Origin of the sequence: Telluribacter sp. (genome assembly GCF_035998675.1) — a bacterium.
Classification (GTDB): Bacteria; Bacteroidota; Bacteroidia; order Cytophagales; family Spirosomataceae; genus Telluribacter.
The window spans coordinates 17,598-29,875 of sequence record NZ_DASYHI010000018.1 but is presented as its reverse complement, the minus strand read 5'-3'; the positions used below and the strand labels follow the sequence as shown (position 1 = coordinate 29,875).

At 52.2% G+C, this 12,278-nt stretch carries 11 protein-coding genes; 5 read left to right on the top strand and 6 right to left on the bottom strand.

The genetic code is table 11. The features are described 5' to 3' along the window. Window positions 1-10: 10 nt before the first annotated feature. Window positions 11-1,099 carry a hypothetical protein gene (locus VGN67_RS10780; RefSeq protein ID WP_414717306.1) on the bottom strand — a complete coding sequence of 363 codons (1,089 nt, stop codon included), beginning with the start codon at window positions 1,097-1,099 and terminating at the stop codon, window positions 11-13. A gap of 74 nt (window positions 1,100-1,173) precedes the next feature. Here VGN67_RS10780 and VGN67_RS10775 point away from each other — a divergent pair, with 74 nt between their 5' ends. Next, a complete protein-coding gene (locus tag VGN67_RS10775) occupies window positions 1,174-1,902 on the top strand; it encodes a hypothetical protein (RefSeq protein WP_327486829.1) in 729 nt (242 codons plus the stop codon). Between the two features lie 100 nt (window positions 1,903-2,002). Here VGN67_RS10775 and VGN67_RS10770 read toward each other — a convergent pair whose 3' ends face one another. Together VGN67_RS10770 and VGN67_RS10765 are read right to left on the bottom strand one after the other, a co-directional pair. Further along, window positions 2,003-3,250 (bottom strand): sodium:proton antiporter, encoded by a 1,248-nt coding sequence (locus VGN67_RS10770; protein WP_327486828.1) that lies wholly within the window; start codon window positions 3,248-3,250, stop codon window positions 2,003-2,005. A 253-nt stretch (window positions 3,251-3,503) separates the two neighbouring features. Continuing rightward, window positions 3,504-5,306, bottom strand: a complete 1,803-nt coding sequence (locus tag VGN67_RS10765) for an acyl-CoA dehydrogenase (protein ID WP_327486827.1) — start codon at window positions 5,304-5,306, stop codon at window positions 3,504-3,506. Between the two features lie 320 nt (window positions 5,307-5,626). Between VGN67_RS10765 and VGN67_RS10760 the strand changes: the two genes are divergently transcribed. After that, window positions 5,627-8,029 carry a gliding motility-associated C-terminal domain-containing protein gene (locus VGN67_RS10760; RefSeq protein WP_327486826.1) on the top strand — a complete coding sequence of 801 codons (2,403 nt, stop codon included), beginning with the start codon at window positions 5,627-5,629 and terminating at the stop codon, window positions 8,027-8,029. A 128-nt stretch (window positions 8,030-8,157) separates the two neighbouring features. Here the strand turns inward: VGN67_RS10760 and VGN67_RS10755 are convergent, their stop codons facing one another. From VGN67_RS10755 to rplU, 3 genes are all read right to left on the bottom strand, one after another. Continuing rightward, window positions 8,158-8,754 (bottom strand): NifU family protein, encoded by a 597-nt coding sequence (locus VGN67_RS10755; RefSeq protein WP_327486825.1) that lies wholly within the window; start codon window positions 8,752-8,754, stop codon window positions 8,158-8,160. A gap of 212 nt (window positions 8,755-8,966) precedes the next feature. Next, window positions 8,967-9,248, bottom strand: coding sequence for a 50S ribosomal protein L27 (gene rpmA, locus VGN67_RS10750; RefSeq protein ID WP_327486824.1), 282 nt, complete (start codon window positions 9,246-9,248; stop codon window positions 8,967-8,969). A 122-nt stretch (window positions 9,249-9,370) separates the two neighbouring features. Then, window positions 9,371-9,682, bottom strand: a complete 312-nt coding sequence (rplU, locus tag VGN67_RS10745) for a 50S ribosomal protein L21 (RefSeq protein WP_327486823.1) — start codon at window positions 9,680-9,682, stop codon at window positions 9,371-9,373. 206 nt (window positions 9,683-9,888) lie between these two features. On the opposite strand from rplU, the gene VGN67_RS10740 reads away from it, so the two are divergent. The 3 genes from VGN67_RS10740 (at window position 9,889) to VGN67_RS10730 (ending at window position 12,211) form a co-directional block, all read left to right on the top strand. Next, the gene (locus VGN67_RS10740) at window positions 9,889-10,434 is read left to right on the top strand and encodes a TlpA disulfide reductase family protein (protein ID WP_327486822.1); all 546 of its coding nucleotides are present in this window, start codon (window positions 9,889-9,891) and stop codon (window positions 10,432-10,434) included. A 15-nt stretch (window positions 10,435-10,449) separates the two neighbouring features. Beyond that, complete coding sequence (locus tag VGN67_RS10735; RefSeq protein ID WP_327486821.1) at window positions 10,450-11,154, top strand: thioredoxin family protein; 705 nt, start codon at window positions 10,450-10,452, stop codon at window positions 11,152-11,154. A gap of 151 nt (window positions 11,155-11,305) precedes the next feature. Then, complete coding sequence (locus VGN67_RS10730; RefSeq protein WP_327486820.1) at window positions 11,306-12,211, top strand: SMP-30/gluconolactonase/LRE family protein; 906 nt, start codon at window positions 11,306-11,308, stop codon at window positions 12,209-12,211. Window positions 12,212-12,278: the final 67 nt, after the last annotated feature.

Sequence of the window (12,278 nt, the reverse complement as noted above, 5' to 3'; positions counted from 1 at the left end):
GCTCCCTTTTCTACCCTTCCGCCCTATTTTCACATAGGCTCTGGTACTCCGCCAGCAGGGTCCAGCAGTGCGCCTCGCACTCCCAGCGCATGTGCAGGAGCGGGCAGGAAGCCATCTTATACAACAGCGGATGCTCGTAGGCGGTCAGGAGGCCGGCGATAAAAAAGAAAAAGCCCCGGAAGTCTTTCCCGGTATAATTTTCAACGGGCAGGCGCTCCGGCCGCTCCCCCAGCCGTAGCAGCGAGGTAGCCAGCAGTACCCGGTCCATCGGGTGCGTGATTTCTGCTAAAAGTATTTGTGAGTCCTGCACCAGTTTCGGCCTTACCGACCTGAGTTGGGGCGGGTCAAAGGCGGCTATGAGCCGGGCAACGTGGTAGATAATGAGCGGCGTGCGGGGGTACTGGTGCGCGCAGCGAAAGGGGTCGGTACGGTAGCGGTCGGACTCGATGACGGAGCGGATGTAGGTGAGGCTGTCTTCGTCGTGCCGGTTGAGGGGTAGCCCATACCGAAAGATACAGTACAGTAGGTTGCTGAGGACACAGGAGTCAAACTCAATGTACATGTTTTTTCCAAACCAGGTGGAGTAAGCCCTCAGTTGCTGGTACTCGGGATAGGTATTGCGTATCCAGAGGCGGGTCCCGTTGGCGTGCTGGGGTAGCTTCTCCTTGAGCCAGTGCAGTTCCTCGCGGGTGGGCGTAGTAGTGAGGTAGGCCAGGGCGGTGTCATCCACATCGTCGGGAATGCGGAAGTGTTCAAAGTGACGGAACAGGTACCCATTGGGAAAGTGCCGCGAGGGACGCGTTGGCCAGAAATTGTAGGTCTTCAGGCCGTCCTTGTTCCGGAAGAGCGGGTAGTTGGCAACTACCTTTTCACGGATGTCGTCAATGAGTTGCCGGGTTTCGGCATCGGCTACTGAATCCCGGATAGTCTGCAGAGTAAAAGAAATAATAGCCGAAAAAAAAATAGTTGTATCCGGCCGGTGGTAACCGACCAGCGGGTTAGTCCGGTAAGCCGGAAACAGCCCCGCCGGAAAAAACGGTTGCCCCACCGACTGTAGCGAGGCTATTCTTTTGACCAATACACTTTTTAAATCACTCAAAATTAATATGTTACAAAATTGGCACGGTAGTTGTTACCATAAAATTATCATAACCCATAAAACGTACCATTTATATGAAAAAATTATTACTTATAATGGGATTAGCCCTGGGAATAACCGGGGCAGCCTCGGCCCAGCAAACGTTTATTCTTTCTACCATCAAACACAAAGGCTTTATAAGTATGACGGCCGGGTATAGCCTGCCTACTGTTTCGCCTTTTGGCAAAATTAATGAAAAGATGATGGGGCACGGGCAAAGCGGACAAGCTTCGGTAGGGTACCTGCTGGGTCGGCGCTTAGGCGCGGTGGCCACCTTCTCCCACGTTACCAATACCATCCGGAAAGAAGTACTAATCGAGTCCGCGTCCGGTCAGGGATTGGGCCAGGATAGCTGGGAAGCCTCTGCTTCCAACTGCTCCCTACAGGCCCTGATGGTGGGCCCTATGGTGACCATTACCCGGGGGCGCTTCCTGCTGGACGCCCAGCTAACGGGTGGTTATGCCCTGGCTACCAGCCCCCATACCGAGCTTCGTTCCGAGTTTTCCCGCCAGCCCCTATCCATGATTACCCCGTCCCAAAAGACCAAAGCCCTGGCGGTCGGCGCCGGTCTGACGGCCCGCTTTAAACTGAATCGCTGGCTGGCTGCCCACGCCTCGGCTCAGTACATCACGGCCGACATTAAATACGACAATATGACCCAGGAAATACAAATAGGACAGCAAATTACCTCCCAGCCGCTCCCGGTGAGCCAGCCCGTCGTCGGGTTGCTCAACCTGGGCGGAGGTCTGAGCCTGCTCTTTTAATACCGCTTTTTAGTAAACAACTCCTCTTGATATAGGAAGACCGGAGCACACCACTCCGGCTTTCTTTTTTTTAAGTACCTCCCTGACCACACGCTGGGTTTTACAAATCGTAACGGGCTTTTATCCGTTTCACCAGGGGTCCCAGGGTAAGTCCCTGTACCAGAATCGAGAAAATAACAATACAATAAGTTATGGATAGGATTATTTCTTTGTTCATGGTCTCCGGCAACGACAGCGCCAGCGCAATGGAAATTCCTCCGCGCAAGCCGCCCCAGGTCATAATCAGGGGCGTGCGGGGCATAAAGTTGACCAGCCGGCGCAGCATTAGCACGGGTACCAGTACCGCTATGAACCGCCCCAGAAGTGCCAGGAAAATTCCTATCAGGCCCGGTAGCCAATAGTCGTCCAGGAAGGGAATTATTACTATTTCCAACCCAATGAGTACGAAGAGCAGGGCGTTGAGCAGTTCATCAATCAGCTCCCAGAATTTGTCAAGGTACTCAACCGTTTCATCAGACATGGCATCGGCCCGCGCCCGGTTGCCGATAAATAAGCCCGCTACCACTACGGCCAGCGGGCCGGAAAAATGCAGGGCAGTAGCCAGGGCGTAGCCTCCCATCACCAGCGCCAGCGAGAGAAGTACCTCGGTCTGATAGTGGTCAATGGACCGCATGAGGTAGTAGGTTATGTAGCCCAGACCTAACCCGAGCAGGAGCCCTCCTCCTACTTCTTCTCCAAACAGAAAAGCTACTTCGCCGGGTGTCACCTGGTCTACTCCTAAGGTCGCTACCTGTAGTATGGTGAGAAAAACCACTACTCCCACCCCATCGTTGAAGAGTGATTCGCCGGTAATTACTATCTCGAGGCTCTTGGGTACCTTGGCCTGCTTGAGTATACCCAGTACCGCTATGGGGTCAGTGGGTGATATGAGGGCGCCAAGCAATAAACAATGAATAAAAGGTACCGGGTAGCCAAGGGCGTTCAGCACGTAAAAGAACATACCTCCCAGCAGGAAAGTCGAGATAAGTACGCCAATGGTTGAAAAACTCAGGATGCTCCATTTCTGCTCCCGCAGCAGGTCCATATTGGTGTGCAGGGCGCCGGCAAACAGCAGAAAACTCAGGAGTACTTCCAGGAGTACTTCCGAGAAGTCAATATCCCCGACCCAGCCTTCAATATTAACCAGAAAGGAAGGACTGAAACGGCCAATAATCAATAGTACCAGAGAAAACAGCAGGGCTATAAGCATGAGCCCAATGGTCGTAGGTAGCTTTACAAACCGGAAATTAATATAGGCGAATAAGGCGCAAACGGTGGTGAGGATAGCGATAACACTAAACAAATCCATAGGAAAGCGGGCTGATTGGAACGTAATACGGCTGTTACTGTAAATCAAATATAGACAATAGTAGCTTAGCAGGATGCCTGAAAAGGACAGAATTGCCATTTATTCCCCTTATCCCAAAAATAAAGCCCCACCAGTGGCAGGGCCTATTCCATTGTTTTGGTTCTTAGTTGTTGAAGTTATTTATCGGTAGGTAGCGGTCAGGAGTTTTGCTTTACTGATTTTTTATTCCTGAACAGGCTACTCTATATTTCTTTTACATAACTACTTCCCGGTCCGAAGCGATGGTCAGTACCTCGGTATCCTTGAGGCGGGCCGCCAGTCCTTTGGTTTTGGGTACTTCGTAGTGGAAGTAGTACTTCATGGTATGCAGCTTGCTTTCGTAAAAAGTGGCTTCGTCGCCCTCCGGGTTCTGGGTGAGCTGCGCTTTGCGGGCAGCTACGCCCTGCTTCAGCCACTGCCAGGCTACCGTTACAATACCGAACAGCTCCATGTACAGGGTCGCATCCATCAGGAAACGCTCAAAGTCACCCTGCTGGGCGTACGGCAATAATGCCATGGTTACGTCCTGTACCCGGCCCAGCTCCTTTCGCAGCAGGTCGGCGTAGGGTTTAAGTTCATCGTGGGTGTCGGCTTCCCGCAGGGTCTTTTCAATTTCCTGAAAAAGAAGTTGCGGCGCTTTTCCCCCTTTGATAGTCATTTTGCGGCCCAGCAGGTCCTGCGACTGAATGGTAGTAGTACCTTCGTAAATAGTTGTAATACGAATGTCGCGGTACATCTGCTCCAGCGGGAAGTCTTCGGTATAGCCGTAGCCACCCAGTACCTGCATGCCCTCACTCACCGAGCGTACCCCCATTTCGGTCGGGAAGGTTTTGGCAATGGGTGTCAGGAGGTCCAGCAGCAACGAATAATTTTCTTTTTCCTCTCCCTCCGACACGTGCACCAGGTCCGACAGGCGGGCGCTCTCCATCAGCAGCGACAGCGAGCCTTCCACAATGGCCTTCTGGAACAGCAGCATACGCTTTACGTCGGGGTGGTGAATTATAGTTATCTGGGGTGAATCCAATTGATTTTTTTCGTTCAGACGACGGCTCTGCGGGCGTTCCCGGGCGTACTGCAGCGAGGCATAGTAGGCCGCCGATGCAATGGCTGCTCCCGTCATACCTACCCCGATGCGGGCTTCGTTCATCATCTGAAACATATAGCTAAGGCCACGGTTTGGCTCACCTACCAGCCAGCCCCGGCAGTCGCCGCGCTCGCCCATGGTCAGGTGCAGGGCCGGGGTACCCTTTTGCCCCATCTTGTGGTACAGTCCCGTGGAAGTTACGTCGTTGTCGGTCAGGCTGCCGTCCGCCTCAATCCGGTACTTGGGTACCACAAAAAGTGAAATTCCTTTGGTACCCCTGGGCGCTCCCTTGATGCGGACCAGCATCAGGTGAATGACGTTGTCGACGGCATCGTGGTCACCGGCCGATATAAATACTTTCTGCCCCCGAATCAGGTAACTGCCGTCTTCCTGCGGCTCGCCCGTGGTAGTGATATCGGACAGGGAGCTACCGGCCTGTGGCTCGGTCAGGGCCATGGTACCCTGCCAGTGGCCCGACAGCAGTTTCTCTACGTACTGCTGCTTCAGCTCCAGCGTACCAAAGGTATTTATCAGGTTGGCGGCCCCCGAGGTCAGGGCGGTGTACATCATTCCATTATTGGCCGCCGTCAGAATATAGCCCGCGCAGGCATTGACCAGTTCCGGTAGTTGCTGTCCTCCGTTTTCAAACGAGAAACCCGCTCCTATGAGTCCGGCTTCGCCCATGGCCCGCAGGAAAGGTTTCATCTGGGGGTGTACCGTTACCTTGCCGTCCCGGAGTTCTGGCTGATTGCGGTCCACGTCGCGGAAGTAGGGGTACATGTGGTTGTCGGCAATCTGCGTTACCGAATCAAGTACCATGGCAAAAGTCTCCTTGTCGTGGGCTTCAAAATACGGGTACCTGGTCAGCTCGGAGACCGAAAACACTTCGTGTAGCAGGAAATCAAGGTTGCGTCGGCTAAAGTACTGGGTCATACTTTTTCTACATTGGGTTGATTAACAAATAACAGTCCGGCTTCTCCGCTTATTGCGCATGTAACAGGTCATTTTCAAAATAAGTATGCAAGCATACTACTACTGCCAAAGATACTGCCTTTTGGGATTTTTTGGTCTAAAAAACTTTTCAATTTTTAGGAATGAATGTCCGACGGCCTTCGCTACGGTACCTTCCAATTTTTTATGGGCCTCACACCAGTTATAAATTTGATATTACGTCCAACGGAGGTAATTTCCGCCAGTGTAAATAAAAATATGGCATTGAAATTGCGGTGGGGCAAAGGAATAACCGGCAGACGATGACGAAAAGGATCAGGTGGATTAGCGTCATAGCGTGTTTGATGCTGGGGCTGGTAACCTCGGCGGTACATGCTTCTCATATCATAGGGGGTAATATAGTACTTACACCAAAGCAGGGACAGAGCGGTCTGTTCACGGTAAGCGTAATTTTATATTACGACGCCAACAGCAGCGACCCCAACGCTGACCAGAATGAAGTAACGGTTTCTTTCTTTCGCAAAAAAGATAATCTGCGCGTACAGGACCTGCGGCTCCCCCGCCTCAGCAAAGAACCACTGGTCTTTACCAATCCGGGCTGCGCCCGCTCCCGTAACTTACAGCTAAACGTAGTAAAGTTTGCGGCGGACGTTCGTCTTACCCCCGGCCAGTACAGCGACGCCGACGGCTACTATATTACCTGGGAGCGCTGCTGCCTCAACAGCTCGGTAGTGAATATAAAGAGTGCGGGAGTAGCCTCCATGGTCCTGTACGTGGAGTTTCCGCCCGTGCAGGTACTTAACAGTTCGCCCGTATTCAGTCCGGCCAACGGCGAAATACTCTGCCTCAACAATCCCTATCAGTTTGCGGGAGGTGCCACCGATGCCGACGGGGATGAACTCCGGTACCGGCTCGAAACTCCTTTTACCAGTACCCGCCCACCCTTTAACATTGACCCGGTAGCCCCCGCTACCGCAGGTCCCTACCCCAAAACCGAATGGGCGACCGGTTTTAGTCTTTCCAAAGTCATACCCGGTAGTCCGGCGCTTAGGTTAGACCCGAGCTCAGGCTCTATAAGCCTCACCCCCACCCAAACCGGCCTGTTCGTGTTCAGAGTAGTGGCCGAAGAGTACCGCAAAGGCAAGAAAATCGGCGAGGTACACCGCGACTTTCAGATACTGGTGGTGGACTGCCCCAACGAAAACCCACCGCCCGTGGACCTTACCAATGCCTTGTACCCGCCCGGTACCCAGGTGGAGGAGGGCGATGAAGCGCTCGAGGTAGGCATCTGCCGGGGCGACACTATTTTTCTGGAAGCCGATAAAGCTCCCGACTGGTCGTACCAGTGGCAGCGGGACGGGGTTAATATTGAAAAAGGCAACAAACCCGCTATCTATATTACGCAGGAGGGGGTGTATTCGGTCCTGAAAACGTACGCCAACCGCTGTGGAAACGCCAGCTCGATGGGTGAAAAGATTCAGGTGAAGTACCGCAGCTTGTCGCAGCCCGACATTACGCCCGGCCCTACGGCCAGTATTTGCGAAGGACTCGCCCTTTCCCTGACGGCCAGTGGCGGCGACACCGACTGGCAGGTACGTTGGGAACGCAACGGCCAACCCATCCCCGGAGCCACCAGTACTACGCTACCCGATGTAAAGCTGGCGGGTAACTATGTCATACAGGTCACCAGTAGCTCAACCGGCTGTAAAGCCTCCGATACCGTTCAGGTGAGTCTGAAGGAACGTCCGGATGCCAAACTGGTACATAGTGCTACCCAGTTTTGTGAAGGAGACAGCCTGCGCCTACAGACCAACCAAAGTACCGGCCTGAGCTACGTATGGTACCGCAACAGCGCACCGCTTCCGGCTGCCCTCTCGCCCACCCTTCACGTAAGTACCGAAGGGGAGTACAAGGTAGAGGTAACCGATGTGGCTTCCGGCTGTAAGGGGACGTCGGAGCCGCTGCGCATCCGGATGAATCCGGTTCCCCAAGTACTTTTCGATTCCATTCCGGTACTGTGCGGGCAAGCCAACGCCCGCCTTACCCTGACTGCCAGTCCGGCGGGGGGAGTATTTTCGGGCAAGGGAGTAGCCACCAATATTTTTGACGCCCGGCAGGCTGGCTTAGGTACCCACCCGATTACCTACCGGTACACGAGCCCTAATGGCTGTACCCGCTCCGTTACCCGTACTGCCCAGGTAGTACCGGCTCCGCGCGTGCAGCTTGCCAGCGATAAGGCTATTCTGGCGGGTAGCAGTGTCCTGATCCGGAGTTCGGTGACTGAGGGGGCTACTTACAGCTGGAGCCCGCCCGAAGGACTGGATAACCCGGCCATTCCCCAGCCTACTGCCTCTCCTGCCCAAACCACTACCTACCGCCTGCGGGTAGCCCTGGCCGATGGATGTTACAATGAGGCCGAAATCACGATAGAAGTACTTCCGCTGGTGAGCATTCCGAATGGATTTACCCCCAACGGTGACGGGGTCAATGATACCTGGGAAATGGCCGACATAGTCGCGTACCCGGGCTGTGAAGTCGAAATCTTTAACCGCTGGGGCAGTCGGGTGTACCGGTCGGTGGGGTACCCTAAAGAGTGGGATGGCCGCTACGAAGGTCAGGACCTGCCGGCTGCCACCTACTACTACGTTATCAAACTCCACGAACAGCTACCTTCGCGCAGCGGCAGCGTGACGATATTCAGGTAATAAAAAAGAGAGGGTACCCCCTTAGAGCAGCCTCTCTCACTATACATATTATAATCTGGTATCTTCTAAAGTAAGTTTCAGACAATCAGATAAAGAAAACTAACGCCTAACAACCTAAAAGCTACCACCTATACGCCTTCGGCTACTACTTCCTTTACGTTGGGTACCATCCGGGTCAGCAGGTTTTCAATGCCGGCCTTGAGGGTAAGGGTCGAAGAAGGGCAACCGCTGCAGGAGCCCTGCAGAAGTACTTTCACCGCGCCGGTTTCCTCGTCGAACGAGTGGAAGTTAATAGCGCCACCGTCTGACTCTACCGCCGGACGAACGTATTGGTCAAGTACCGCTTTTATCTTCTGCACCGTTTCGGAATCGTTGGCATCTACAATAACGGTATTGCTGTCAATAGTACGCTGCTCAAAAACCGGTTGGTTTTCTTCGAAGTATATCTTTATAAACTGCTTGGTATCGGATAGTACATCCTCCCAGGCTGTTTCTTCATCTTTGGTTATGGTAATAAAATTACTGGCGATAAAAACCCGCTGTACGTGCGGAAACTGAAACAAATCGCCCGCCAGCGGTGAAGCCTTTCCTTCTTCCAGGGCCGCTTTCAGGTTAGGATAATCGAACGAAAGACCGTCGGGTGCCAGCATGAAGTTCAACACAAACTTCATAGAGTTAGGATTGGGGCTAAGCTCAGTATAAATATAGATGGGTCGCTTTAACATGGTAGTTAGAAAAGTAGCGGTTGGAGGTTTGGTATAATTTCACGGACTACCTGATGACAGGTTTTTTACGTCCGTTTCCAGAACATCAAAAAAAAAAATTTGGTTTACGTGGGCCCGGTTTACCCAAAAAACAGACAGCCCGCCGAAAGGGCGGGCTGTCCGGAATATCGAATTCGCCGGCGGCAGGAGTACCACCGGGGCAGTTCTACCAATTAAGCTTCGGCCTGAACCGGCTGGGCCTGAATTGGCTCAATGTGAACGTACGATTTGTTGTTAGCTGTTTTACGGAAAACGACTTGTCCATCAGTAAGAGCGAACAGCGTATGGTCACGACCTAAACCCACGTTACGACCGGGGTTGTGTCTGGTACCACGCTGACGCACTATAATATTACCCGCTTTGGCAAGCTGTCCACCGAACAACTTTACGCCAAGGCGTTTGCTTTCTGACTCACGACCGTTTCTCGAGCTACCTACACCTTTCTTATGTGCCATGTTTTTTTCTAATTTTGAATGTCTAAATGATCGGAATGAGTGAGTGATATTGGAGTACTCTTAAGTACAAACTCTACATTGATTGAGGGAATAAAAACATTCTCTCAATCTCTCAATCACAATTAAATTAAAATGTCGTCGATGCGAATTCTGGTCAGGTACTGACGGTGGCCGTTCTTCACGCGGTAGCCCTTGCGGCGCTTCTTCTTGAATACGATCACCTTCTCACCCCGGAGGTGTTCTACGATGGTTGCATTTATCGAAGCCCCTCCAACGGATGGCAGCCCGATCTGTACATCGCCTCCGTTATCTACCAGGAGGACTTTGTCAAACACAAGTGCAGCGTCCACGTCACCTTCAAGCCTATGCGTGAAGATTTCGCGGCCCTTTTCAACTTTAAATTGCTGCCCTGCGATCTCTACGATTGCGTACATGATTTTGATTATTTAAACTTATTTTTTCGAAATGAGGTGCAAAGATAATTACCTATGAACATAATAACAATGCTGCTCCGGAATTATTTTGATTATCAGGGCAATTAACCGCAAAGATTTACGTATTTTCGTAGGAAAGAAGAGGCAGGAAGCGAAAAGTTGGGGAGATTGCGTAGAGGCTGCCAGTTGTACGTGTTGACACCACCATGAGAAACATCCTTTTTGTATATGTAATGGCCGCCTTTTTTCCTGTTCTGGCCCAGGACTCTGCCCCGCCCGATTCTTCCCCGGCCGACACCCTGACTATGATCGAAGAAGCCCCCGTGGTCGTACATGAGGTAAAGTGGGCAGCGCTGGATACGCTTCTGAACCGTTCTACTGACACTACTTATATCCTGAACTTCTGGGCCACCTGGTGCCGCCCCTGCGTGGCCGAATTGCCTCACTTTGAGCAGATTCAGCAAGACTACGCCCGCCATAAAGTCAGGGTTTTACTAGTTAGCATGGATTTTGCAAAGGATATTGAAGACCGGGTTATTCCTTTTGTTGACAAAATGAAACTTAAGAGTACGGTTTGGCTATTAAATGAACCAGATGCCAATAGCTGGATTGAACAAGTAGATAAATCTTGGTCGGGCGCTTTACCGGCTACCCTCATCATCAATTCGACCCGCCCGAAACGCGTGTTTTTTGAAAAAGCATTAGATTACGAAACGCTGGCGCGGGAGCTGAGCTTTTTTATTGAATATTAACATCAGAACATATAGATGGAAACGAAAAAAATAAAACTGCAGGTACCTTTCTGGCTGGTAATGGCTTTGCTTTCCAGTACAACTCTGGCGGGTGTTGCGCTGGCTCATACGGCCGCCGTTACAGCGCCGGTACCGGCAGGTACCGACACCGAAGGTTTCCCGACGGCCCTGCCCGACGGCTACCAGATTGGTGACATGGTGGCTAATTTTCGCCTGAAGAGCGTGGACGGCCGCATGATATCCCTGTCGGACTTTGGTGGTCAGAAGGGGGTAATAGTGGTATTTATGAGTAATCATTGCCCCTTTTCCAGAGCCTACGAAGACCGCATTACCGCGCTGGACCGAAAATATTCTTCGCTGGGTTATCCGGTACTGGCCGTAAACCCCAGTGACCCGGTAGCTTACCCGGACGACACCTTTGACCAGATGCAGGAGCGGGCGCGTAGCAAAGCCTACTCTTTCCCTTTCCTGGCCGACGACCGCCAGGGCGTGGCTCAGGCTTTTGGAGCCAGCCGTACTCCCCACGTATTTGTCCTTAAAAACAACGGTGGCAAGTTTACAGTACAGTACATGGGTACGCTGGACGATAATCCCCAGGACCCCAGCGGCGTTACCAAACGGTACGTTGATGATGCTGTGTCAAACCTGCTGGCCAACAAGCCCGTGGTCATTACCTCGACCAAGGCTATCGGATGCGCCATCAAATGGCGGGAAATGTAATAATCGAATTATTTACTGTTTATAGAGCCGGGGCTTTTGCTCCGGCTTTTTTTGTAATCCCCGACACTAAGTAGGTCTTGCTGTTTTTTGCCTTCTCGGCTTTACTCGCTACCTTGGAACACCATTGCATTTTTCAACCCACTCTTATCCCATGCGTAAATACGTACCAGGTATTTTGGTTTTGGCATTATGGATCAGTAGTCCGTTGCAGGCCCAGACCGTTACCAAAACATTCACCGCCGAGAAAGAATTTACCAGTAACTGTGAAGGTCCGGCCGTTGATGCCGACGGGAATATTTATGCCGTCAACTTTGCCCAGGATGGTACCGTTGCCCAGGTAACTCCCAGAGGACGCACCAGTTTTTTCCGGACCCTTCCCAAAGGCAGCACCGGCAATGGCATCCGGTTTGGCGACGCCACCACCTTCTACATTGCCGATTTTACGGGGCATAATGTACTTAAGGCTAGTGTTGAGGATCGCGAGGTAACGGTGTTTGTTCACGAACCCCGCATGAACCAGCCCAACGACCTGGCTATTACGCGCAGCGGACACCTCTTCTGCTCCGACCCCAACTGGAAGGAAAGCACCGGGCAGGTTTGGCATGTATCACCCGAGGGTAAAGCCCGCCTGGTAGCCGAAAATATGGGTACTACCAATGGCATTGAGGTTAGTCCGGACGAGCGGACACTGTACGTTAACGAAAGTGTACAGCGCAACGTCTGGGCGTTTGACCTGGCAGCGGACGGTACCCTTTCGAATAAGCGGCTCCTGATTAAGTTCGACGACGGCGGTATGGATGGCATGCGTTGTGATGTAGCCGGAAACCTGTACATAACCCGCTACGGTAAGGGCGAAGTAGCCGTGGTATCTCCGCAGGGCAAAGTACTGCGAACCATTACAACTATTGGCAAAAATGTATCGAACATCTGTTTTGGTGGGCGCAAAGGCAAGACCTGTTACATAACCTTACAGGATCGCGGCTGCCTCGAAACATTTCGGGCCAAAACCGCCGGTCGGGAATGGGCCATGATGAAGGCATTTTCAAGCAAAAAATAGACTGGCCTTACATCCATGAAAAAATGCTCTCCTTTTTGTTCATGACGGTGTTATAGTACTTTGCATG

Bases quoted from the DNA above. Each gene is read 5' to 3' on its own strand.
- VGN67_RS10775 (WP_327486829.1), top strand. From the start codon at position 1,174: ATGAAAAAATTATTACTTATAATGGGATTAGCCCTGGGAATAACCGGG.
- VGN67_RS10770 (WP_327486828.1), bottom strand. From the start codon at position 3,250: ATGGATTTGTTTAGTGTTATCGCTATCCTCACCACCGTTTGCGCCTTA.
- VGN67_RS10765 (WP_327486827.1), bottom strand. From the start codon at position 5,306: ATGACCCAGTACTTTAGCCGACGCAACCTTGATTTCCTGCTACACGAA.
- VGN67_RS10760 (WP_327486826.1), top strand. From the start codon at position 5,627: ATGACGAAAAGGATCAGGTGGATTAGCGTCATAGCGTGTTTGATGCTG.
- VGN67_RS10755 (WP_327486825.1), bottom strand. From the start codon at position 8,754: ATGTTAAAGCGACCCATCTATATTTATACTGAGCTTAGCCCCAATCCT.
- rpmA (WP_327486824.1), bottom strand. From the start codon at position 9,248: ATGGCACATAAGAAAGGTGTAGGTAGCTCGAGAAACGGTCGTGAGTCA.
- rplU (WP_327486823.1), bottom strand. From the start codon at position 9,682: ATGTACGCAATCGTAGAGATCGCAGGGCAGCAATTTAAAGTTGAAAAG.
- VGN67_RS10740 (WP_327486822.1), top strand. From the start codon at position 9,889: ATGAGAAACATCCTTTTTGTATATGTAATGGCCGCCTTTTTTCCTGTT.
- VGN67_RS10735 (WP_327486821.1), top strand. From the start codon at position 10,450: ATGGAAACGAAAAAAATAAAACTGCAGGTACCTTTCTGGCTGGTAATG.
- VGN67_RS10730 (WP_327486820.1), top strand. From the start codon at position 11,306: ATGCGTAAATACGTACCAGGTATTTTGGTTTTGGCATTATGGATCAGT.